17 protein-coding genes are annotated in these 23,490 nt (G+C 71.6%); 9 read left to right on the plus strand and 8 right to left on the minus strand.

Annotation, left to right across the window (positions count from 1 at the left end):
- The first annotated feature begins 181 nt into the window (after window positions 1-181).
- The 3 genes from ACWCPY_RS08960 (at window position 182) to ACWCPY_RS08970 (ending at window position 5,935) form a co-directional block, all read left to right on the plus strand.
- Complete coding sequence (locus ACWCPY_RS08960; RefSeq protein WP_451263661.1) at window positions 182-1,207, plus strand: hypothetical protein; 1,026 nt, start codon at window positions 182-184, stop codon at window positions 1,205-1,207.
- Window positions 1,208-1,404: 197 nt separating this feature from the next.
- Window positions 1,405-4,716 carry a S8 family serine peptidase gene (locus tag ACWCPY_RS08965; protein WP_451263662.1) on the plus strand — a complete coding sequence of 1,104 codons (3,312 nt, stop codon included), beginning with the start codon at window positions 1,405-1,407 and terminating at the stop codon, window positions 4,714-4,716.
- A gap of 190 nt (window positions 4,717-4,906) precedes the next feature.
- A complete protein-coding gene (locus ACWCPY_RS08970; protein ID WP_451263663.1) occupies window positions 4,907-5,935 on the plus strand; it encodes an aspartate-semialdehyde dehydrogenase in 1,029 nt (342 codons plus the stop codon).
- Window positions 5,936-6,005: 70 nt separating this feature from the next.
- Here the strand turns inward: ACWCPY_RS08970 and ACWCPY_RS08975 are convergent, their stop codons facing one another.
- A complete protein-coding gene (locus ACWCPY_RS08975) occupies window positions 6,006-6,353 on the minus strand; it encodes a type II toxin-antitoxin system PemK/MazF family toxin (RefSeq protein ID WP_403771847.1) in 348 nt (115 codons plus the stop codon).
- A complete protein-coding gene (locus tag ACWCPY_RS08980; protein WP_403771844.1) occupies window positions 6,346-6,570 on the minus strand; it encodes a ribbon-helix-helix domain-containing protein in 225 nt (74 codons plus the stop codon). The genes ACWCPY_RS08975 and ACWCPY_RS08980 overlap by 8 nt, the downstream gene beginning before the upstream one ends.
- Window positions 6,571-6,669: 99 nt before the next feature.
- On the opposite strand from ACWCPY_RS08980, the gene pepN reads away from it, so the two are divergent.
- The gene (gene pepN / locus ACWCPY_RS08985; RefSeq protein WP_451263664.1) at window positions 6,670-9,246 is read left to right on the plus strand and encodes an aminopeptidase N; all 2,577 of its coding nucleotides are present in this window, start codon (window positions 6,670-6,672) and stop codon (window positions 9,244-9,246) included.
- 158 nt (window positions 9,247-9,404) lie between these two features.
- Here the strand turns inward: pepN and alc are convergent, their stop codons facing one another.
- The 5 genes from alc to ACWCPY_RS09010 form a co-directional block, all read right to left on the minus strand.
- Window positions 9,405-10,544 carry an allantoicase gene (gene alc / locus ACWCPY_RS08990; protein WP_451263665.1) on the minus strand — a complete coding sequence of 380 codons (1,140 nt, stop codon included), beginning with the start codon at window positions 10,542-10,544 and terminating at the stop codon, window positions 9,405-9,407.
- A 55-nt stretch (window positions 10,545-10,599) separates the two neighbouring features.
- Complete coding sequence (locus tag ACWCPY_RS08995; protein ID WP_451263666.1) at window positions 10,600-11,523, minus strand: LysR family transcriptional regulator; 924 nt, start codon at window positions 11,521-11,523, stop codon at window positions 10,600-10,602.
- Window positions 11,524-11,649: 126 nt separating this feature from the next.
- A complete protein-coding gene (locus ACWCPY_RS09000; RefSeq protein WP_124717671.1) occupies window positions 11,650-11,880 on the minus strand; it encodes a hypothetical protein in 231 nt (76 codons plus the stop codon).
- 80 nt (window positions 11,881-11,960) lie between these two features.
- Window positions 11,961-14,150: a 4-alpha-glucanotransferase gene (gene malQ, locus ACWCPY_RS09005; protein WP_451263667.1), complete on the minus strand. Its 2,190-nt coding sequence runs from the start codon at window positions 14,148-14,150 to the stop codon at window positions 11,961-11,963.
- Complete coding sequence (locus ACWCPY_RS09010) at window positions 14,151-14,426, minus strand: hypothetical protein (protein ID WP_451263668.1); 276 nt, start codon at window positions 14,424-14,426, stop codon at window positions 14,151-14,153.
- 308 nt (window positions 14,427-14,734) lie between these two features.
- Between ACWCPY_RS09010 and ACWCPY_RS09015 the strand changes: the two genes are divergently transcribed.
- Window positions 14,735-17,746, plus strand: a complete 3,012-nt coding sequence (locus ACWCPY_RS09015; RefSeq protein ID WP_451263669.1) for a beta-N-acetylglucosaminidase domain-containing protein — start codon at window positions 14,735-14,737, stop codon at window positions 17,744-17,746.
- A 44-nt stretch (window positions 17,747-17,790) separates the two neighbouring features.
- Here ACWCPY_RS09015 and ACWCPY_RS09020 read toward each other — a convergent pair whose 3' ends face one another.
- The gene (locus tag ACWCPY_RS09020; protein WP_350995451.1) at window positions 17,791-18,327 is read right to left on the minus strand and encodes an HNH endonuclease; all 537 of its coding nucleotides are present in this window, start codon (window positions 18,325-18,327) and stop codon (window positions 17,791-17,793) included.
- 320 nt (window positions 18,328-18,647) lie between these two features.
- On the opposite strand from ACWCPY_RS09020, the gene ACWCPY_RS09025 reads away from it, so the two are divergent.
- The 4 genes from ACWCPY_RS09025 to ACWCPY_RS09040 all read left to right on the plus strand — a co-directional run bounded on the left by ACWCPY_RS09025 (window position 18,648) and on the right by ACWCPY_RS09040 (window position 23,489).
- Window positions 18,648-19,712, plus strand: a complete 1,065-nt coding sequence (locus ACWCPY_RS09025) for a mechanosensitive ion channel family protein (RefSeq protein ID WP_451263670.1) — start codon at window positions 18,648-18,650, stop codon at window positions 19,710-19,712.
- A gap of 208 nt (window positions 19,713-19,920) precedes the next feature.
- On the plus strand, window positions 19,921-21,144 hold the full coding sequence (locus tag ACWCPY_RS09030; RefSeq protein ID WP_451263671.1) for an ROK family transcriptional regulator: 1,224 nt from the start codon (window positions 19,921-19,923) through the stop codon (window positions 21,142-21,144).
- A gap of 58 nt (window positions 21,145-21,202) precedes the next feature.
- Window positions 21,203-22,540, plus strand: coding sequence for an ABC transporter substrate-binding protein (locus ACWCPY_RS09035; protein WP_451263672.1), 1,338 nt, complete (start codon window positions 21,203-21,205; stop codon window positions 22,538-22,540).
- A 7-nt stretch (window positions 22,541-22,547) separates the two neighbouring features.
- Window positions 22,548-23,489, plus strand: a complete 942-nt coding sequence (locus tag ACWCPY_RS09040; protein WP_451263673.1) for a carbohydrate ABC transporter permease — start codon at window positions 22,548-22,550, stop codon at window positions 23,487-23,489.
- The last annotated feature ends 1 nt before the right edge of the window (window position 23,490 follow it).

The following is a 23,490-nucleotide window of genomic DNA, read 5'->3' on the forward strand; positions in this document are numbered from 1 at the left end:
ACGGCCGGCCCCGCCCCGGCTCGTCCGGCCCGGCTCTTCCGCCCCCGGCTCGTCCGGCTCCCGGAAATGCCGGGCCTTTTCGGTCGTCGAACATGCATGCTTTAGGGCGGCGTTGTACTGAATTGTCGACGAGCGTGTAACAGGGGTTAGCGCCGCGGCGGCATGCGGGATACCCCGGAACATGACCCAGAACACGCCGCTCTCCCCCTGCCACCCCCGCACCGACGGCGATGTCCGCCAACGCGTGCTGTCCGCAGCACAGTTGAGGGCGCGGGGGGTGTCTGCCCCGGAAACCGCCGCGCGCTGCCGGACCGGCGGGCCGTGGCAGCGGCCGCTGCCCGGCGTGTACGTCCTGCACCCGGAGCCGCCCACCGGCGAGGAGCTGCTGGTCTCCGCGCTGCTGTACGCCGGCCGGCCACCGGCCTCCGGCCGCGGGGACGTCCCGGCGCAGCCCGGAGCGGGAACGGACCCGGGCACCGGGTACGGCGAGGCGATGATCACGGGGCTCGCCGCACTCGCCCTGCACGGCTTCACCACCGCGCCGCCGCCCTCCCCGGCGGCCGGGATCGACGTACTGGTGCCGCGCACCCGGCGGCTGCGTTCGGTCGGATACGTGCGCGTGGTGCGCTCCTCCGCTCCACCCCGCGCCGGGCTGGTGGACGGTCTGCCCGTGGCCCCGGTGGAGCGGGCTCTCGCGGACGCGGTCGCCGGGCTCCAGGACCCCTTGGCCGTGCGCGGGCTGCTCATCGAGGCGGTGCGCGGCGGGTACTGCGAACCGGCCGCGGTGGTAGGCGAGTTGAGCCGCGCGAAGCTGCTGGGCCGGCCCCAGGTGGTGCAGGCCGTGGACTCGTTCCTCGCCGAGGGCCGGGCGCTGGCGGAGGGCCGGCTGTACGAGATGGTGCGGGTACACGGCCTGCCGGAGCCGCTGTGGAATGTGGAGCTGCGGCTTCCGGGCGGCCCCCGCCTCGGCGGCGTGGACGCCTACTGGCCCGAGCAGGCGGTCGCGGTGGAGCTGGACGCGCGGGCGCCGTGGTCCGGGTACGCCGCGGAGCGGGAGCATCTGGAGCGGCTCGGCGTCACCGTCGTACACCTCTCGCCGAGGGAGCTCCGCGACGCGGGCGAACAGCAGGCGGTCGTGGTGCGTACGGCGTTGATGGCGGCGGCCGACCGCGAACCGGCCGCGTATGTGATGATCCTGCCCCGCTGAGAGCGCAGGGAACGGCGGAGCGGGTCACAGGCGTCGCTTATCTATTGCTTCGTCCCTGGTGGCGCATCAGCACCAGTGGCGGGATTCCGCCATGTCCACATCTCGCCCCCTTCAACTCTCCACAAACCCCTGTCATTTACGAAAGGGTGAGCGGTCATCCGGTATCGAATTCCGGACTCTCTCTTTCATATCCAGGGATGCTGATGACCTCCGAATCCCCCAGTTCCATACCCGGGGCGAGACGCGTGGCCCGAGTCGCGGCTGCCGCCGGTCTGGTGGCCGCACTGGCCGCCACCGGCGTCGCCCCCGTCTTCGCCGCCGACGCGCCCGACACCACTCCCGTCAAGTCGGCCGCCGAGGGCGCCACGGCGGACAAGCTCGGCACCAACGACGAGCAGCTGCTGGCCAAGGCGAAGGCCAAGGGCCAGAAGAACATCACGATGATGGTCGCCACCGCTCCCGGTGCGACCGAGCAGGTCACCAAGCAGTTGGACGCCGTCAAGGGCTCCGTGCTGGGACGTGCGTACGACAAGCTCGGCTACGTACGGGCCACCGTGCCCACCGCAACCGCCGAGGCCACCATCAAGGCGGCGTCCAAGCTGTCGTCCGTCCACGGCATCGATCTCAAGCAGGAGATCAAGCTGGACGACCCGACGCCCGCGGCCGACCGCGCCGCCGGGTCCGGGGTGAAGGCGAAGGCCACCGGTTCGTACCCGGCGCCCGGCAAGAAGACCCCGGCGAAGAACCCGTACAACCCGTCCTTCGAGACGGGCGCGGTCGACTTCGTCCAGCAGCACCCGAAGGCCGACGGCCGCGGGGTGACCATCGGTGTCCTCGACTCGGGTGTCGACCTCGGCCACCCGGCGCTGCAGAAGACCACCACCGGTGCCCGCAAGATCGTCGACTGGGTGACCGCTACCGACCCGGTCAGCGACGGCGACGGCACCTGGCTGCCGATGACGGACGCCGTGTCCGGCCCGACGTTCACCTATGAGGGCCGTACGTACAAGGCGCCCGCGGGCGACTACCGGATCAGGCTGTTCGCCGAGGCCGCCACCAAGGGCGGCGACATGAAGGGCGACCTGAACCGCGACGGCGACACCACCGATGTCTGGGCCGTGCTCTACGACCCGGTCACCGGCACCACCCGCGTCGACCTGAACGACAACGCGGACTTCTCCGACGACGCCGTGCTCAAGCCGTACAAGGAGAAGCACCAGGTCTCCTACTTCGGCAAGGACGACCCGCGGACCGATGTCGCCGAGCGCGTCCCGTTCGTCGTCGAGACCCGCAAGAACGTCGTCTACAACGCCGCCGGTGACACCTCCGACTACGTCAACATCGGCGTCATCGAGAGCGAGCACGGCACCCACGTCGCGGGCATCACCGCCGCGAACGGCCTGTTCGGCGGCAAGATGAACGGCGCCGCGCCCGGCGCGCAGATCGTCTCCTCGCGGGCCTGCACCTGGGACGGCGGCTGCACCAACATCGCGCTCACCGAGGGCATGATCGACCTCGTCGTGAACCGCGGCGTCGATGTCGTCAACATGTCGATCGGCGGCCTGCCGCCGCTCAACGACGGCAACAACGCCCGCGCCGAGCTCTACAAGCGGCTCATCGACATCTACGGCGTCCAGCTGGTCATCTCGGCCGGCAACGACGGTCCGGGCGTCAACACCATCGGTGACCCCGGCCTCGCCGACCACGTCATCTCCGTCGGCGCGTCGATCTCCAAGGAGACCTGGGCCGCCAACTACGGCTCGAACGTCACCAAGAAGTACGACATGATGCCCTTCTCCTCGCGCGGTCCGCGTGAGGACGGCGGCTTCGCGCCGATCCTGACGGCCCCGGGCGCGGCCATCAACACCACCCAGACCTGGCTGCCCGGCGGCCCGGTCAAGGAGTCGGGCTACGACCTGCCGGCCGGCTACTCCATGCTGCAGGGCACCTCGATGGCCTCGCCGCAGGCCGCCGGCGCGACCGCGCTGCTGCTGTCCGCCGCGAAGCAGAAGCACATCGAGCTGCCCCCGGCCGATCTGCGCACCGCGCTGACCAGCACCGCCACCCACATCAAGGACGTGCCCGCGCACGCCCAGGGCTCCGGTCTGATCAACATCGTCGGCGCCTGGAAGCAGATCGAGAAGCAGGGTGCCCCGGCGCACGAGTACTCGGTGAAGGCCCCGGTCGACACCGCGATCGACTTCGCGCTGAAGACCCCCGGCTTCGGCACCGGCCTGTACGACCGCGAGGGCGGCCTGAAGGCCGGCCAGACCAAGTCGTACGACGTCACGGTCACCCGCACCACGGGCCCGGACAAGGCCGTCAAGCACAAGCTGTCGTGGAAGAACAACGACGGCACCTTCAAGCTGACCGGTTCGAGCACGGTCTCGCTGCCGCTGGGCAAGCCGGTGACCGTCAAGGTCCAGGCGAAGCCGGGCAGCGCGGGCGTGCACAGCGCCATCCTGAAGGTGGACGACAGCAAGACCGCCGGTGTGGACCAGCAGATCCTCACCACGGTCGTCGTCTCCACGAAGCTGGTGAAGCCCTCCTACGCGTTCAAGGCGTCCGACTCGGTGCAGCGCAACAGCAGCAAGTCGTACTTCCTGACCGTTCCGGAGGGCGCCAAGACCCTTGAGGTCGCGATGAGCGCGCTGCGCTCGGGCAGCCAGACCCGCTTCATCTCCATCCACCCGTACGGGGTGCAGATGGAGGACAGCTCCACGATCTTCTGCTACCCGAACTACGAGAACCCGGCCAACACCTGCCGTCCGGACGTGCGCTCGTACAAGGACCCGCAGCCGGGCGTCTGGGAGATCGAGGTCGAGGCACGGCGTACCTCGCCGCTGCTGGACAACCCGTACAAGCTGGACGTCTCGCTGCTCGGTGCCACCTTCGACCCGGCAGTGCAGACCATCGCCGAGGCGAAGATCGGCACGCCGGCCGCGGTGAACTGGAAGGTCACCAACAACGCGGGTGACCTGGCCGGCACGCTCAAGGGCGGCTCGCTGGGCACGGCCAAGGTCGCGAAGCCGTCGATCAGGACGGGCGACGAGCAGAAGTTCCAGGTCACCATCGGTGAGGGCGTCGAGAAGCTGGACGTCGCCATCGGCGGCACGTCGGACGCCAACGCGGACCTGGACCTGTACGTCTACCGAGGCGGCACCGAGGTCGGAAAGTCCACCACGGCGGGCTCCGAGGAGTCCGTCAGCCTGGCGAAGCCGGCCGCCGGTACGTACACCGTCGTGATCGACGGCTACGACGTCCCAGCCGGTACCACCACGTACGACTACCGCGACGTGTACTACGCACCGTCGCTCGGCACGATCAAGGTCGACGAGTCGAAGGCCGTGAACCTGGCCAACGGCGCCTCGGCGCAGATCGGTGCCGAGGTCTCCGTCGCCGGGGCCGCCCCCGAGGGCCGGCAGTTCTTCGGCGAGGTCCACCTGGTGAACAGCCGCGGCACCGCCGCGGGCACCGGCAGCGTCGTGATCGAGAAGGTCGCGCCGTAACGGTCACCATGTGATCCGTACGACAGGTACGACAGTGGGGCGGGCGCTCGGTGGAGCTCCCGCCCCACTGCTGTGCGCCCGGCCGTGCGGGCACTGTCCGCACCTCGGACAATGGATTGGACAAGAAAGCCGTGAACATACGCATCATGGAACGGCAACCGTCTCAGTTCGTACGTTCGAAGGAGTCCCTGTGAAGGTCGGAATCGTCGGCGCCACCGGTCAGGTCGGCACAGTCATGCGCAGGATCCTGGCCGAGCGGAAGTTCCCGGCCGACGAACTGCGGCTGTTCGCCTCCGCGCGTTCCGCGGGCTCGACGATCGAGTGGCAGGGCCGGGAGATCACCGTCGAGGACGCCTCGACGGCCGACTACACCGGGCTGGACATCGTGCTGTTCTCGGCCGGCGGCGCGACGTCGAAGGCGCTCGCCGAGAAGGTCGCCTCGCAGGGCGCCGTCGTGATCGACAACTCCTCCGCCTGGCGCAAGGACCCCGAGGTCCCGCTCGTCGTCTCCGAGGTCAACCCGCACGCGGTCGCGAACCGGCCCAAGGGCATCATCGCCAACCCGAACTGCACCACGATGGCCGCCATGCCCGTGCTGCGCCCCCTGCACGACGAGGCGGGCCTGCAGGCGCTGACGGTCGCCACCTACCAGGCGGTATCCGGCTCCGGTCTGGCCGGCGTCGCCGAGCTGCACGGCCAGGCGTCCAAGGTCGTCGCCGAGGCCGACAGGCTCACCCATGACGGCGAGGCCGTCGAGTTCCCCGAGCCGGGCGTCTACAAGCGTCCGATCGCCTTCAACGTGCTGCCGCTGGCCGGTTCGATCGTGGACGACGGCTCCTTCGAGACCGACGAGGAGCAGAAGCTGCGCAACGAGTCCCGCAAGATCCTGGAGATCCCGGAGCTGAAGGTGTCCGGCACCTGCGTCCGGGTGCCGGTCTTCACCGGCCACTCGCTCCAGGTCAACGCCCGTTTCGCCCGTCCGATCGGCGTCGAGCGCGCCTACGAGCTGCTGAAGGACGCGCCGGGCGTCGAGGTCTCCGAGATCCCCACCCCGCTCCAAGCGGCAGGCAAGGACGTCTCGTTCGTCGGCCGGATCCGGGCCGACGAGACCGTGGAGAACGGCCTCGCGCTCTTCGTCTCCGGCGACAACCTGCGCAAGGGCGCGGCGCTGAACGCGGTGCAGATCGCGGAGCTGGTCGCGGCGGAGCTGAACGGCTGAGGCCGGACGGACACGGAGAAGGGCGGCCACCGGGTGCGGTGGCCGCCCTTTCGCATGCGTTCGGTGTCCGTCAGAGTGCGAGGTGGCGTCGCAGGGCGGCGTCGATCTCGGCCATGCGCCGGCGGGGTACGGTGCCCACCCGCTTCAGGACGCGGTCCGGGGTGACTGCCCGGATCTGCTCGCACTGGGCCTTCGAATCCCTCGGCAGACGGCACTCACCGGCTCCGAGAAGGACCTGGAACGTGAGGACACGGGCGGTGTTCGACGTCAGGGGCACCACGGTGACAACGCCTCTGCCATTGAGCTCGACCGACTGGTTGGCGGCGTTGTTGGACACGATCACGGCCGGCCTGACCTTGTTGGCCTCGCTGCCCCTGGCCGGCTCCAGGTCGACCAGGTGGATGTCTCCCCTACGCATCGGCGATTCCGTCCCCGACCGTACGGTCCCAGAGCTCGGCGTCCTCACTCGCGTCCCACTCCTCGAACGCCTCCGTGTACTCCGCCTCCAGGCCGGCGGTACGCAACAGCTCGATCGCGGCGTGAATCACCGCGGACCGGGAGTCCGCGTCGGTCTTCAGGGCGTACTCGTCTACGAAGGCGACATCCTCCTGCGGCAGGCTCACACTGATCTTCATACCACCGATGCTACCGGGGTGGCGCACACAAGGCCACCCCACCGGAGCCTGTGACGTGGAAGGATGACCGGAAACGTCACATACCAAGGAGATGACCGCGTGCCTGGCACCAATCTGACCCGCGAAGAGGCACAGGAGCGGGCGCGCCTGCTGACCGTGGACGCGTACGAGATCGATCTCGACCTCTCCGGAGCGCAGGAGGGCGGCACCTACCGGTCCGTGACCACCGTGCGCTTCGACTCCGCCGAGGCCGGTGCGGAGACCTTCATCGACCTGGTCGCCCCGGCCGTGCACGAGGTCGAGCTGAACGGCAGGGCGCTGGACGTCGCGGCCGTCTTCCGCGACTCGCGCATCGCGCTCCCGCACCTGGTCGCGGGCTCCAACGAGCTGAAGGTCGTCGCCGACTGCGCGTACACCAACACGGGCGAGGGCCTGCACCGCTTCGTCGACCCGGTCGACCAGCAGGCGTACCTCTACACCCAGTTCGAGGTGCCGGACGCGCGTCGCGTCTTCGCCAGCTTCGAGCAGCCGGACCTGAAGGCGACGTTCCGGTTCACCGTGAAGGCCCCGGCGGGCTGGACGGTCATCTCGAACTCGCCGACGCCCGAGCCGCAGGACGACGTCTGGTCCTTCGAGCCGACGCCGCGCATCTCGTCGTACATCACCGCCCTGATCGCCGGCCCGTACCACTCGGTGCACAGCAGCTACGAGCGGGACGGCCAGTCGGTCCCGCTCGGCATCTACTGCCGCCCGTCGCTGGCCGAGTTCCTGGACGCGGACGAGATCTTCGACGTCACGCGGCAGGGCTTCGACTGGTTCCAGGAGAAGTTCGACTACGACTACCCGTTCGCCAAGTACGACCAGCTGTTCGTCCCGGAGTTCAACGCCGGCGCGATGGAGAACGCCGGCGCGGTCACCATCCGCGACCAGTACGTGTTCCGTTCGAAGGTGACGGACGCGGCGTACGAGCGGCGTGCGGAGACCATCCTGCACGAGCTGGCGCACATGTGGTTCGGCGACCTCGTCACCATGGAGTGGTGGAACGACCTGTGGCTGAACGAGTCGTTCGCCACGTACACCTCCGTCGCCTGCCAGGCGTACGCGCAGGGCTCGAAGTGGCCGAACTCCTGGACCACGTTCGCCAACTCCGAGAAGACCTGGGCCTACCGCCAGGACCAGCTGCCGTCCACGCACCCGATCATGGCGGACATCCGTGATCTGGACGACGTGCTGGTCAACTTCGACGGGATCACCTACGCCAAGGGCGCCTCGGTCCTGAAGCAGCTGGTGGCGTACGTCGGCATGGACGAGTTCTTCAAGGGCGTCCAGGCGTACTTCAAGGCGCACGCCTTCGGCAACACCCGGCTCTCCGACCTGCTGGGCGCTCTGGAGGAGACCTCCGGCCGCGACCTGAAGACCTGGTCGAAGGCGTGGCTGGAGACGGCGGGCATCAACATCCTGCGCCCGGAGATCACCACGGACGAGAACGGCCACGTCACCTCGTTCACCGTGCTCCAGGAGGCCCCGGCCCTCCCCGCCGGTGCGAAGGGCGAGCCGACCCTGCGCCCGCACCGCATCGCCATCGGCTGCTACGACCTCGACGGCTCCGGCAAGCTGGTCCGCACCGACCGCATCGAGCTGGACGTCGACGGGGCGCGCACGACCGTGCCGTTCCCGGCCGGTACCGCCCGCCCCGCCGTGATCCTGCTCAACGACGACGACCTCTCGTACGCGAAGGTCCGGCTCGACGAGGAGTCGCTGCGCGTCGTCACCGAGCACCTCGGCGACTTCACCGAGTCCCTCCCCCGCGCCCTGTGCTGGGCCTCCGCCTGGGACATGACCCGCGACGGCGAACTGGCGACCCGCGACTACCTCGCCCTGGTGCTCTCCGGCATCGGCAAGGAGTCGGACATCGGCGTCGTCCAGTCGCTGCACCGCCAGGTGAAGCTGGCGCTGGACCTGTACGCGGCGCCGGAGTGGCGCGAGGCCGGGCTGACACAGTGGACCGAGGCCACCCTCGCGCACCTGCGTGCGGCGGAACCGGGCAGCGACCACCAGCTGGCCTGGGCCCGTGCCTTCGCGGCGACGGCCCGCACCCCGCAGCAGACGGACCTGCTGCAGTCGCTGCTCGACGGCAAGGAGACGGTCGAGGGCCTGGCCGTCGACACGGAGCTGCGCTGGGCGTTCGTCGAGCGGCTCGCCGCGACCGGTCTCATCGAGGAGGACGAGATCGCCGCCGAGTACGAGCGGGACAAGACGGCGGCGGGCGAGCTCCACGCGGCGACCGCCCGCGCGGCACGCCCCACCGAGGAGGCGAAGGCGGAGGCGTGGGCCTCGGTCATCGAGTCCGACAAGCTGCCGAACTCCCTCCAGGAGGCGGTCATCGCCGGCTTCGTCCAGACCGACCAGCGCGAGCTGCTGGCTCCGTACACGGAGAAGTTCTTCGCCTCGGTGAAGGACATCTGGGACTCGCGCAGCCACGAGATGGCGCAGCAGGTCGCGGTCGGCCTCTACCCGGCCCTCCAGGTCTCGCAGGCCACGCTGGACGCCACGGATGCCTGGCTCTCCTCGACGGAGCCGAGCGCGGCCCTGCGCCGGCTGATGTCGGAGTCCCGCTCGGGCGTCGAGCGCGCCCTGAGGGCCCAGGCCGCGGACGCGGCGGCGGCCAGGGTGTGACGCGCTGACCGGTGACACAGTGAGGGGCGCCTCCCGCGGTGGGGGCGCCCCTTCCTCGTGCTCCGGGCGGTGTGGTGCTGGAAACCCGCCCGTCGGACGGGCGCGGTCGCGCAGCCGTCCGACGGGCGGGAGCAGGGGTGCCCGGGGAGCCGGTCCGGTCAGGCGCCGGACTCCTCGTAGCGGCGGGCCAGTTCGGCCGCGCCGGTCTCCGTCAGGCTGCCGTGCAGGCGCATGCGGGCGACGCCGCCGTCCGGGAAGGCGTCGAGGCGGACGTGGGTGACGATCGCCTGGGCGCGGAGCGGGAAACGGTGCAGGGTGTCGGGCTGGAGCCTGGTGCGGGGGATGATCTCGAACCACTCGCCGGTCTCGCCGTTGCGGCCCTGGAGGGCGATCCAGCCCGCCGAGTTGCCCTTGAGGTAGGCGGTGTCGATCTCGATGGCCCGGACCGCGCCCTGGGCGGGAAGGCGGAAGCGCACCCAGTCGTTGGTGTCGCGGACCCGGCGGCGGCGGTTCTCCCAGCCGTCGTCCATCTTGCGGGAGGTGCCGGGCAGGATGATCTGGGTCGGCGAGGAGTAGAAGCGGTCGGAGGCGTCCTCGTAGCTGCCGCCGTTCAGGACCGAGATCAGGTCGAACGTGCCGAGGGTGGCCAGCCACGACGGGTCGGGCAGGACCTCGCCGTGGACGCGGAGACGGGCGATGCCGCCGTCGGGGTGCTGGCACAGGCGTACGTGGGTGCACCGGCGGCCGCCGGTGATCTCGAAGCCGTTGGCGGCGTGGCCGCGTACGGGGGTCGGCGGGACGATCTCCTCCCACTTCACGTCGTCGGCGAGGAGCTCGGCGGGGCTGGGCGAGCCCTCGACCGCGGTGGCCTGGATCGAGACGCGCTGCGGGTAGTTGCCGCGGAAGTGGGCCGTGTCGACGACGATGCCGCGGATGATGCCGGGGGCACCGAGCCGGACCAGGGCCCAGTCGTGCTCGCCGGGGGCCGGGAACGGGTTGTCGGCGTCCGCGCCGCGCCGGCGGCGGGTCTCCCAGCCGTCCATGATCTTGCCCTTGTGGCCGAAGTGCTCGGGGTCGAAGACCGCCCGCTCCCGGAGCAGGAGGTTCTCTCGCTGGGCGAAGAACTCGTCGTTGGCGGCGATCACGCCCGCGCCGAGGCGGCGGTCGGCGAGATCGACGAGCTCGGTGAAGGGGAGGTCGGTGGTGCGGTAGTCGGCATACGGGTCACCACCGCCGTACGGGGCCGCGTCGTTGGCGTGGGGGTCCTCGTGGTGGTTCTCATTCTGGTCGAAGGTCATGGGCCTACTGTCACGGCGAACAACCCATCAGGTCCATCGAAAGTTTTTGCATTGTTTATTCAGTCGAAGTGAACGATTCGGCGGTCGCGGTGAGCGCCGCGAGGACCCTGGCCACCGCGGGGCCCCGTTCGGCGCCCTGTCGTACCGCCGCCACCACATGCCGGCGCGGCTGATCGGCGTCGAGGGCGCGCATCACCACGCCGCCCCGGCCGCTCCGCTCCGCCGACGCCATGCGCGGGACCAGCGCCACTCCCATGCCCGCCTCGACCATGGCCAGGATCGCCGTCCAGCCGGAGGCGCTGTGCGCCTGCTCGGGCACGAATCCGGCGGCTTCGCAGGCCGCCGTCGTGATCTGCGACCAGGGCCCCGAGCCTCCGAAGATCCACGGGTCGCCGGAGAGGTCCGCCAGGCGCAGGGCGGGAGCGGCGGCGAGGCGGTGGTCCGCGGGCAGGGCCACGTCCAGCGGGTCGGCAAGCAGGGGCAGCACCGCGAACCGGGGGTCGCGGGCGGTCGGGGCGTGCGCGGCGAGCGACAGGGCGAGGTCGACGTCACCGGCGACCAGGAGTTCGTACGCCTGCGCGGCCTCGGCCTCCCGCACCCGCACGTCCGGCCCCGGCCGTTCCTCGGCGCGCAGCCGCTGGATCGCCGGTACGACGAGGGCGGGCACGGCCGTGGAGAACGCGGCGATCCGCACCTCACCGGCCTCGCCGCGCAGATAGCCGGTCAGCTCGGCGTCCGCGCGCTCCAGTTGGGCGAAGACGGCCTCGGCGTGGCGCAGCACGAGGTGCGCGGCGTCGGTGAGCCGGACGCGCCTGCCCTGGGCCTCCAGGAGCGGCACGCCGAGCTGCCTGGAGAGGCTGGACAGCTGCTGCGAGACCGCGGAGGGCGTCATCAGCAGGGCCTGCGCGGTCGCGGTGACCGTGCCCCGGTCGCGCAGGGTGCGCAGGATGCGGAGCTTCTTGACGTCCCACTCGATCATGGCCGCAACCTACCCGGCGCCGCGGGACGGGGCGTCCGCGCCCGGGTGCCCGGCCGCGGACATGCGTGTGCGCCGCGCGGTACTCGCAAAAGCACCTGCGGCGCACTCGGGAGGAACGTGTGGGTACTAGGCCTGCTTCTTGGACTTGTCCAGGACCATGACCAGGCCCGTGATCACCAGGAACAGGACGATGGGTGCCACGACGTAGAGGCCGATGGTCTCCATCGCGCTCAGGCCGGGCCCCGGGTCGTCACCGTCGTCGCGGGTGAGCGCGAGCGCGGGGGACGACATGAGCAGCATCATCAGCGTCGTTCCGGCCGCGACGGCGCCGGCGCGCATAGCGTTCTTCTTGTCCACGGTGCAAACGTAGCGAACGCCCGCGAGGGGCGCGCGCCCGGGGGTGCCGTACGGGGCCGGGGGCGGGGTTCGGGGCGGGGTCACCCGGCGGGGTCCGGGCGGTCCTCGCGGGGCCGGAAGACCTCCATCAGCCGGTGCAGGCGGGGTGCGGCGGCCAGTTCCTCCAGGGTGACCGGGTGGCCCTCCGCATCGGCGACGGGCAGGCGCCAGTTGGGGTACTGGTCCCAGGTGCCGGGGAGGTTCTGCGGGCGGCGGTCGCCGAGTGTGTCGGGCAGCCAGACGCCGGTCATGCGGGCGGGGGTGCGCAGCAGGAAGCGGTGCACGGCTCGGACGGCGCCCTCCTCGTCGTCCTCGCCCTCGGGGAGCAGGCCGAGCCTGGTGAGATACCCCAGCCACTCGGCGGTGTCGGCCGCGTCCGCCGTCAGCTCCTGGTCGAGGGGGCGGGTGAGCAGGCCGAGGTGGTGGCGCAGCGTCACGTGGTCGCCGGTCAGCCGGGCCGCGGTGGGCGGCAGGTCGTGCGTCGTGACGGTGGCGAGGCAGGCCTCGCGCCACTCCTCGGGGGCCAGCGGGCGGCCGGTGCCCGCCCAGTCCCGTTCGAACCAGAGGACGGAGGTGCCGAGCACGCCGCGCCGGGCCAGCGCCTCGCGGAACCCCGGCTCGACCGTGCCGAGGTCCTCGCCCATGACGACCGCGCCGGCCCGGTGCGCCTCCAGGACGAGGACGGCGAGCATCGCCTCGGCGTCGTGGGTGACATAGGTGCCCTCGGTGGGCGGGCGCCCTTCCGGCACCCACCAGAGCCGGGACAGGCCCATGACGTGGTCGATGCGCAGGGCGCCCGCGTGGGCGAGGAGCCCGCGCAGCAGTCCGCGGTAGGGGGCGTAGCCGGAGGCGGCGAGGACGTCCGGGCGCCACGGCGGCAGGCCCCAGTCCTGGCCGCGGGCGTTGAAGGCGTCGGGCGGCGCGCCGACGGACATGCCGTGCGCGAAGGCGTCCTGCTGGGCCCAGGCGTCGGCGCCGCCGGGGTGCACGCCGACGGCGAGGTCGTGGACGATGCCGACGGTCATGCCGGCGTCGAGGGCGGCGCGCTGGGCGGCGGCGAGCTGACCGTCGGTCAGCCAGGCGAGCCGGCAGTGGAAGTCGACCCGGTCCAGCAGTTCGCCGCGGGCGCGGGCGGTCTCCTCGGAGCGGGGGTCGCGCAGCCCGGCGGGCCAGCTGTGCCAGTCGGGGCCGTGCACCTCGGCGAGGGCGCACCACAGGGCGTGGTCCTCCAGGGCCTGTCCCTGCTCGGCCAGGAAGTCGCAGTACGCGGCGCGGCGGCCGGGGGTGAGGGGCACCTGCCGCACGAGTTCGAGAGCCTGGCGCTTGAGGTCCCAGACGGCGTCGCGGTCGATCAGCGCGCCCTTGTTCAGGACGGTGTCGCCGAGTGCCGCGGCGTCCTGGCGCAGGTCGTCGAGGGTGGCCCGGTCCGTCACGTGCCCGTACTCGGGGACGGACTCGATGTGCAGATGCACGGGGTCGGGGAAGCGCCGCGACGAGGGGCGGTACGGGGAGGGGTCGGTGGGCCGGCCGGGCACGGCGGCGTGGAGCGGGTTGACCTGGACGAATCCGGCGCCGAGGGTCCGCCCGGACCAGGCCGCGAGGTCGGCGAGGTCCCCCAGGTCGCCCATGCCCCAGGAGCGGGCGGAGAGCAGGGAGTAGAGCTGGACGAGGAAGCCGTGGCTGCGGGCGGGCGGCCGGGGTGCCCGGGGCGGGGCGACGACGAGCGTGCCGGTCGCACTGCGGCCGCCGGGAGCCCGCACGGCGAGCCGGTGCACCCCGAGCGGCGGCCCGGTCCACCAGGCGGGGACCACGGGCGCCCCCGTACCGTCGCCCGCCCCTTCCGCGTCCACCGGGTCCGCCCGCCCGCCGTCGGCGCCCCGCACCGAAACGGCCGGATCCGGTCGGTCGGCCGGAATGCGCATCCGCGGGGGCGGGGCCGAACCGGGGTCCTCGAGGGCGATCTCCAGCGTGGTGCCGGGCGGGAGGGCGGTCAGGGCCCCGGGCAGCGGCTCACCGGTCCACACCACCAGCGTCGGCGGGAGCAGCCGGGAGCGGGCCGAGGACTCGGCGGCGGCGAGCGATTCCCGTACCGCTTCGGGCGTGGTGGCGTCCACACCGAGCGCGGCGAGCACGGCGACGACCGTGTCATCGGAGACGGACACGGTGACGTCGGCGGACGGGGAGTAGGAGGTGGCGACGCCGTGCAGCGCGGCGAGCCGGTCCAAGCCCATTCAGACTCCTGGGAACTCCGTGCCCCATGCGGCGCCGGACGTGGCCGGCTCGCTGGTCAGCGGGGCGTTGACGGCGAGCGGGGGTTCGCTGGTCAGGGGGGTGGCGTCGGCGAGCGGCGGCTCGCTGGTGAGAGGTATCGCGTCGGCGAGCGGCGGCTCGCTGGTCAGCGGGCCGGGGCCGGGCGCGGGAGCCGGCTGCGCGAGGGGCGGCGGGGCGGCGGGGCCGGGTGCCTGTCCCGGGAGGGCGGAGAGCGGACGCTTCGCGACGGCGGGCATGGCGGCCTCCTGGCCGTGGGGAAACAGGACACAGCGGGCCTGCCCGCGGACTCGACCACCGGGCAGGCGCCATCACAACGAATTGAACGTGCTCTGGGTCACATTCCGTTCCCCTTGGGCCCGTTCTCCGCAAGTTGTCCGCTGTTTTCGGCCATCCGGCGTCATCTTTGGCGTCGGCGGCCCCGGCCCGCCGACCCCCGCCCCACCTGCGGCATCGGGCATTTCCGGCACACCACCCACGCGCATTGACACCCTCGCGCGCGGGTGGTGGGCTCGGAGCCCACCGGCGGGAACGAGGGAGACGAGCGATGCGGCTCAGGCGCGGAACGCAGGCAACGGCCATCGCGGTCGCCGTGCTCGGCGGACTGCTCTCCACGGGCACCCCGGCCGCCGTCGCGGCCCCTTCCGCGCCCGGCTCCACCGCCGTCACCAACCCCGACCGCACGGACGACGCGGCACTGCCCTCCGTATGGCCCCGGCCGCAGTCCATCGAGGCCGCCGGAACATCCGTGCCGCTCTCCGCCGAGGTCACCCTCGCCGCTGGCGCCCACGCCGATCCGTACGCGGTCGACGCGCTCCGGCAGATCCTGCGGGACGCGGGCGTGCGGACCGTCCACGAGGCGCTGCCGGGCCGCGGCCCGGTCATCAGGCTCGGCGGCGACGGCGCCCGGGACGCGCTGCGCACCCTGCGCGCCCCCGCGCGCGGCGACCTGCCCTCCGGGGGCTACCGGATCGCGGCCGGCCGGGTCGCGGGCCGGGACACCGTCGCCGTGGACGGGGTCGGCGAGGACGGCCTCTTCCACGGCGTGCAGACACTGCGTCAGCTGGTCCGGGACGGGAGCGTCGCCGGGGTCACCGTCAGGGACTGGCCGGGCACCGCCGTGCGCGGCATGACCGAGGGCTTCTACGGGCAGCCCTGGACCCACGAGGAGCGGCTGGCCCAGATCGGCTTCATGGGGCGCACCAAGCAGAACAGGTACCTGTACGCGGCGGGTGACGATCCGTACCGCCAGGCCCGTTGGCGCGACCCGTACCCGGCGGGCCGGCGGGCCGACTTCCGGGCGCTGGCCGAGCGGGCCCGCGCCGAGCATGTGACGCTCGGCTGGGCCGTCTCCCCCGGCCAGGCCATGTGCATGTCCTCGGCCGGCGACGTGAAGGCGCTGACGAAGAAGCTCGACGCGATGTGGGCGCTGGGCGTGCGGGCCTTCCAGCTCCAGTTCCAGGACGTCAGCTACAGCGAATGGCACTGCGACGGCGACGCCGACACCTTCGGCAGCGGCCCGCGGGCGGCGGCCGGGGCGCAGGCGCGGGTGGCCGGCGAGGTGGCGCGCCATCTCGCGGACCGGTACCCGGGTTCGCAGCCGCTGTCGGTGATGCCGACGGAGTTCTACCAGGACGGGTCCACCGACTACCGCACGGCGCTCGCCGAGGAACTGGACGACCGGGTCCAGATCGCCTGGACCGGCGTCGGGGTCGTGCCGAGGACCATCACCGGCGGGGAGCTGGCCGGTGCCCGCGCCGCGTTCGGGCATCCGCTGGTCACGATGGACAACTACCCGGTCAACGACTACGCGCAGGACCGGATATTCCTCGGTCCGTACACCGGCCGGGACCCCGCGGTGGCCATCGGGTCCGCGGCGCTGCTCGCCAACGCGATGGAGCAGCCGTCCGCGTCCCGCATCCCGCTGTTCACCGCCGCCGACTTCGCCTGGAACCCGAGGGGTTACCGGCCGCAGGAGTCCTGGCAGGCGGCGATCGACGACCTGGCGGGCGGTGACACGCGCACCAGGGACGCGCTGCGGGCGCTGGCCGGGAACAGTGCGACGTCCGTGCTGGGCGGCGACGAGTCCGCGTACCTGCGGCCGCTGCTGGCCGCGTTCTGGAAGGCCCGCGCGGGGCACGACGCCACGGAGCGGGCCGACGCGGCGCGCAGGCTGCGGGAGGCGTTCACCGTGATGCGGGAGGCCCCGCAGCGGCTGAAGGGCCTGGCGGACGGGCGCCTGGACGACGAAGTGCGACCGTGGACGGAGCAGTTGTCCCGGTACGGCCGGGCGGGTGAACTGGCGGTCGACCTGCTCCAGGCACAGTCGCGCGGCGACGGCGACGCCGCGTGGAAGGCGTCGCTGGCCCTGGAGCCGGTGCGCAAGGCCGCCAAGGCGGGCGGCGCGACGGTCGGCAAGGGGGTGCTGGGCCCGTTCCTGGACCGGGTGCGCCGGGAGGCGGATGCCTGGACGGGCGCGGACCGCGACGCCGGTACGGTCACAAAGGCCCCGGGCAGCTACACGGTCCGGCTGAACCGGGCCCGCCCGGTGGAGACCGTGACGGCGATGACCGTGCCCGGCGACACGGTGGAGGGCGCGGTGCTGGAGGCCCATGTGCCCGGCGAGGGCTGGCGTCGCCTGGGCGCGCTGTCGGCGAGCGGCTGGACCCAGACGGCGGCGAAGGGTCTGCGGGCCGACGCGATCCGTATCAGCCGGCCCACGGGCGTCCCGGCGATGCCCCCGGTCGTCTCCCGCACGGTGGCGCCGATGGCCCCGGGAGGCAGCGCCTCCGGGAGCGCCCCGCCGCCGGCTCCGCGGGTGCACGCGCTCGTGCCCTGGTTCGGGGACGAGCCGGCGGCCCGGCTCGATCTGGCACGCGGCGAGACGGACGCCGAGATCGGCGGCGGGCCGCAGCGGGTCGAGGCGCGCCTCGCCGCCCGCCGCCCCGCCGAGGTGCGCGGCGCGCTCACCGCGAAGGCGCCCAGGGGCATCAGGGTGGAGGTCCCGAAGCAGACGCGGGTGCCGCGCGGCTCCCGTACCGACGTGCCCGTGGAGATCACGGTCCCGGCGGGCACCCCGGCCGGGGAGTACGAGGTGCCGTTCAGCTTCGGCGACGAACGCAGCACGCTCACCGTCCGGGCGTTCCCGCGCACCGCGGGCCCCGATCTGCTGCGCACCGCCGACGCGTCCTCGTCCGGCGACGAGACCCCGGACTTCCCGGCGGCGGCCGCGTCCGACGGCGATCCGGAGACCCGCTGGTCCTCACCGGCCGAGGACGGCGCCTGGTGGCAGGCACGACTGCCGCGGGCCGCCCGGATAGGCCAGGTGGTGCTGCACTGGCAGGACGCGTACGCCACCCGCTACCGCGTCCAGGTCTCCCCGGACGGCCGCAACTGGCGCACGGCGGCGACCGTCCGGGAGGGCAGGGGCGGGCGCGAATCGGTCCGGATGGACGCGAAGGACGCCCGCTACCTCAGGGTCCAGGGCGATGCCCGGGGCACCGAGTTCGGCTATTCGCTCTGGTCGGTGGAGGCGTACGCCGTCGCCCCGACGGAGTAACGGTCCGGCCCTTTCCGCCCCGGGACGCGGAAGGCCCGGATCCCTCAGGCTGAGATGCCGTCGATCCGGGCCATGGCGTCGTCCGCTCCGAACGGTTGCAAGTACGGCAGCCAGCGCGGGTCGCGGTGTCCCGTGCCGATGATCCGCCAGGCGAGCCCCGTCGGCGGGGCGGGCTGCTGGTGCAGCCGCCAGCCGAGCTCCGGCAGGTGCCGGTCCGCCTTGACGTGGTTGCAGCGGCGGCAGGCCGCCACCACGTTGTCCCAGACGTGCTGTCCGCCGCGGCTGCGCGGAATCACGTGGTCGACGCTGGTCGCGGCGGCGCCGCAGTACATGCAGCGCCCCCCGTCCCGGGCGAACAGCGCCCTGCGCGTCAGCGGTACGGGCCCCCGGTAGGGAACCCGTACGAACCGCTTCAGGCGGACGACGCTGGGCGCCGGGACGGCCCGGGTGGCACTGTGCATGAAGGCGCCGGACTCCTCTAGGCAGATGGCCTTGTTTTCGAGGACGAGGACGAGCGCGCGGCGGAGCGGTACGACGCCGAGTGGCTCGTACGACGCGTTGAGAACCAGGACATGCGGCACGGTGGATGCCTCCTTGTACGCCGGCGGCGCGTGGCTCGCGCCGGGACGATCCGATCTCAGTCTCTACTCCTGCCTGGTGGAAGCGCCACCACGTGCGGGTAACGGGCCGGAAGGATTTTTGCCCGGGCCACGGGCGCCGGGCGGCCCCGTCGGGTGTGCGATCGGCCACAGGAGGCCGCCGCCGGTACCGTCCCGCCGCCGCCCACCGCCCTCTGTATCCCCCGATCGATGTGTTTCCCGCCGCTCTCTCGGGGCAACGGAGCATTCCCGATACCCCGTTAATGTGGTCGGACGGCCGTCGCCCGACTGGAGGTCCCACCGTGTCCCTGTCCGCCCTGTTGGCCGCAGCCCCGTCGCCCGAGCCCGGCAGCTCGCTGGACGATGCCGCCAAGCAGGCCGGCGACGCAGCGAGCTGGGTGCAGGAGAACTGGTCCACCTGGCTGAGCACCGGCCTTCGGATCATGCTCATCGCGGCCGTCGCGGTGACGCTGCGCATCGCGGTCCGGCGTGCGCTGACCAAGCTCATAGAACGGATGAACCGCAGTGCCCAGGCGGTCGAGGGCACCACGCTGGGCGGGCTGCTGGTCAACGCGGAGCGCCGTCGTCAGCGCTCGGAGGCGATCGGCTCCGTACTCCGCTCGGTCGCGTCGTTCCTGATCCTCGGTACGGCCGTCCTGATGATCCTGGGCGCGTTCGAGATCAACCTGGCCCCGCTGCTGGCCTCCGCCGGGGTGGCCGGTGTGGCGATCGGTTTCGGTGCGCGCAACCTGGTCACCGACTTCCTCTCCGGTGTCTTCATGATCCTGGAGGACCAGTACGGCGTCGGCGACACCGTCGACGCGGGCGTCGCCTCCGGCGAGGTCATCGAGGTCGGTCTGCGGGTCACGAAGCTGCGCGGCGACAACGGCGAGATCTGGTACGTCCGCAACGGCGAGGTGAAGCGGATCGGCAACCTCAGCCAGGGCTGGTCGACGGCCGGCATCGATGTGATGGTGCGCCCGACGGAGGACCTCGGCAAGGTACGCGCGGTGATCACCGAGGCCGCCGCGGCGATGGCCAAGGAGGACCCCTGGAACGAGCGCCTGTGGGGCCCGGTGGAGATCCTGGGCCTGAACTCGGTGCTCCTGGACTCGATGACGGTCCGGCTGAGCGCGAAGACGATGCCCGGCAAGGCACTGGGTGTGGAGCGCGAGCTGCGCTGGCGGATCAAGCAGGCCTTCGACGAGGCGGGCATCCGCATCGTCGGCGGTGTCCCGGCCCAGGCGGACGAGCCCTCCGGCCCCGACCCGGCGGCCGGCATGGCCGCCCCCTCGGCCTACGCCTCGACCACTTCCCCGCAATCCCTGGCCACGGCCCCGATCACCCCGCCGAACATCTCGAAGTAGCACTCGCCGGGCGGGCCGACACGGTTCCAACTCGGTTCACCGAAGAACCGGTTGGGCATGCGTCACCATGGACCCGGAAATTCCGGAAGTGTGCCAGGTAACGCTTTGGTTGCCACCGCGGCGCTGCCCATTGACGGCCAGGTGACGCGCGCATACCGTCCTCTCACCGAATAGGAAACTTTCCTAACAGAGGGCAGGTGCAGCACTCATGGCCGGAACCACACCGGGTACCCCCCGCGTTCTGCGGGCCATGAACGACCGGGCCGCCCTCGATCTGCTGCTGGAGCACGGCCCCCTCTCGCGGACCAGGATCGGAAAGCTGACCGGGCTCTCCAAGCCCACCGCCTCGCAGTTGCTGGCGCGGCTGGAGGCGGCCGGGCTGGTCGTCGCCACCGGGACCGTGGCCGGGCGGCCGGGGCCCAACGCGCAGTTGTACGGGGTGAACGCGCGGGCCGCGCATGTCGCGGGGCTGGATGTGAACGCCCGCCGGATCGTCGCGGCCGTCGCCGATGTGACCGGGGAGACGGTCGGGGAGTTCGAGCTGCGCACCCCCGGACGGCGCGCCGACAGTGTGGTGCGGCAGGTGGCCGAGGCACTGGACGGGGCGGTGAAGGACGCCGGGCTCACCCGTTCCGATGTGCACCGGGTCGTCATCGGCACCCCGGGCGCCTTCGACCCCGGTACCGGGCGGCTGCGGTACGCCTCGCACCTGCCGGGCTGGCACTCCCCCACGCTGCTGGAGGAACTGGCCGCCTTCCTGCCGATGCCGGTGGAGTACGAGAACGATGTGAACCTGGTCGCGGTGGCCGAGCAGCGGGCGGGCGCGGCGCGGGGGCACGAGGACTTCGTCCTGCTGTGGAACGAGGAGGGGCTCGGTGCCGCCCTCGTCATCAACGGACGGCTGCACCGCGGCTTCACCGGCGGCGCGGGCGAGGTCGGCTTCCTGCCGGTGCCGGGCGCCCCGCTGGTCCGTCAGGTCACCAAGGTGAACGCGGGCGGCTTCCAGGAACTGGCGGGCGCCCAGGTGCTGTCCCGGCTGGGCCGGGAGCTCGGTATCGACGACGAGCTGATCCGTGCGCCCGGCACCCATCACGAGGTCGCGGCCCGGCTGCTCGCCCGCGCCGCCGAGGCCGCCGAGGCCGGCGAGGACGGCCCGTACCCCCGGCTCCTCGATCTGTTCGCCACCGGACTCGCGACCGGTCTCGCCTCCCTGACCGCCGTGCTCGACCCGGAGGTCGTCGTGCTGTCCGGCGAGGTCATCGCGGCCGGCGGCGAGCCGCTGCGCTGCCGGGTGGCGTCCGAGCTCACCGAACTGGCCGCCTCCCGGCCCCGGCTGATCGCCGGGGAAGTGAAGCACCGCCCCGTACTGCGCGGAGCGCTGGAGAGCGCGCTCGCCACCACCCGTGACGAAGTCTTCGACACGTCCCGCTGACCCTTCTCGGCCTGTCCTCCTCCGTACCCCCGCCCCCATCCTTCACCGGGAGACCGCCATGTCCGGAAACCGCCGGAAGACGGCCGCCGCGCTCGCCGCGACCGCCGCCATATCCCTGCTCGCCTCGGCCTGTACGGGCCAGAGCAAATCCGGTGCCAGTGATGACCCGTCCAAGGAGACGACCATCACCTTCTGGCACGGCTGGGTCTCGCCGAACGAGGTCGCGGGCATCCAGGCGACGGTCGACGCCTTCCAGAAGGCGCACCCCAACATCCATGTGAAGGTCGTCGGCGACATGACCGACGACAAGATCAACCAGGCGCTGCGGGCGGGCGGCTCGAACGCCCCGGACGTCGTCTCGTCGTTCACCACGAACAATGTCGGCAAGTTCTGCTCGTCGAAGGCGTTCATCGATCTGAATCCCTTCCTGAAGAAGGACGGGATCGACCCGGACAAGACCTTCCCCAAGGCGATGAACGAGTACACGCAGTTCGACGGGGTGCGCTGCACCGTGCCGCTGCTCGGTGACGCGTACGGCCTCTACTACAACAAGGACGCGTTCGAGAAGGCCGGCATCAAGCGGCCCCCGCAGACCTGGTCGGAGCTGGCCGCGACCGCCAAGCGGCTGACGAAGACCAAGGGCGATTCGTACGAGCAGCTCGGCTTCATGCCGAACTACCACGGCTACGAGTCGACGACCGAGCACTACCTCGGCGGCTGGGACCCGAAGTACTTCGACGCGGACGGCAAGTCGAACATCGCCAAGGACCCGGCGTTCGCCTCCATGCTCAAGACCCAGAAGAAGCTGGTCGACGACCTGGGCGGTTACGAGAAGCTGGAGAAGTACCGCACGTCGTTCGGTGACGAGTGGGGCGCCAAGCACCCATTCCACACCGGCCAGGTGGCCATGCAGCTGGACGGCGAGTGGCGGCTCGGGATGGCCGAGGAGACCAAGCCGAAGTTCGAGATCGGCGTCGCCCCGATGCCCGTCGCCGACAACGAGGCCGACACCTACGGCAAGGGCTACCTGACCGGCACCATCGCCGGGATCGCCGCCACCTCGAAGAAGCAGAACGCGGCCTGGGAGCTGGTGAAGTTCATGACGACCGACACCGACGCCGTCGTGAACTTCGCCAACGCCATCCACAACGTGCCGTCCACCCTGGCGGCGCTGAAGTCGCCGAAGCTGAAGTACGACCCGCGGTTCAAGACCTTCCTGGACATCGCCGCGAACCCGGACAGCACCACCACCCCGCCCTCGGTGAACGGCGGCGCGTACCTGGTGTCCCTGCAGAACCTCGCATTCGACATCGAGAAGGGCAAGCAGACGGACATCGAGGCGGGCCTGGAGAAGACCGCCAAGGAAATCGACGCGGCGATCGCACAGGCGGAGTAGAACCGCGATGACCACCTACACACTCCGTGCGAAGCGCCGCCGCTCGGCGCTCCGGACAGCGGCCTTCATGTCGCCGTGGCTGATCGGGTTCTGCGTCTTCTTCGCCTACCCGCTGATCTCCACCGTCTACTTCTCCTTCACCTCGTACGACGGTTTCACGGCCCCCGAGTTCAGCGGGCTGAAGAACTGGTCCTTCGTCTTCAACGACTACCCGCTGTTCTGGCCGGCGCTGCGCAACACGCTCTGGCTGGTCGTGGTCATGGTCACCTGCCGGGTGGTGTTCGGCCTCGGTGTCGGGCTGCTGATCACGAAGATCAAGACGGGTGCCGGGGTCTTCCGGACCCTGTTCTACCTGCCCTACCTGGCCCCGCCGGTCGCGGCGACGCTCGGCTTCGTCTTCCTGCTCAACCCGGGGACCGGGCCGGTCAATTCGATCCTCGGCGAGCTGGGGCTCCCCACGCCCGGCTGGTTCACCGACGCCGCCTGGTCCAAGCCGGCCCTGACCGCGCTCGCGGTGTGGGGGGTGGGCGACCTGATGGTGATCTTCATGGCCGCCCTGCTGGACGTACCGAAGGAACAGTACGAGGCGGCGGAGCTGGACGGGGCGACCTCGTTCCAGCGGTTCCGCTTCGTCACCCTGCCGAACATCTCGCCGATCATCATGTTCGCGGTGGTCACCGGGATCATCCAGACGATGCAGTACTACACCCAGCCCTTCGTGGCCGGGAAGGTCGCCTCGGGCGTGATGGGCGGCTCCGGGCAGCAGTTCGAACCGGGCTATCCCGACAAGTCGACACTGACGCTTCCGCAGGTCGTCTACAACCTCGGTTTCCAGCGCTTCGACTACGGCTCCGCCTGCGTGGTCGCGCTCGTTCTCTTCGTACTCGCCATGGCGTTCACCACACTGCTGATGCGACGCCGCAGCGGACTGATCCAGGCAGGTGAGTGAC

The sequence above is a fragment of the Streptomyces sp. NPDC002403 genome, assembly GCF_053593015.1.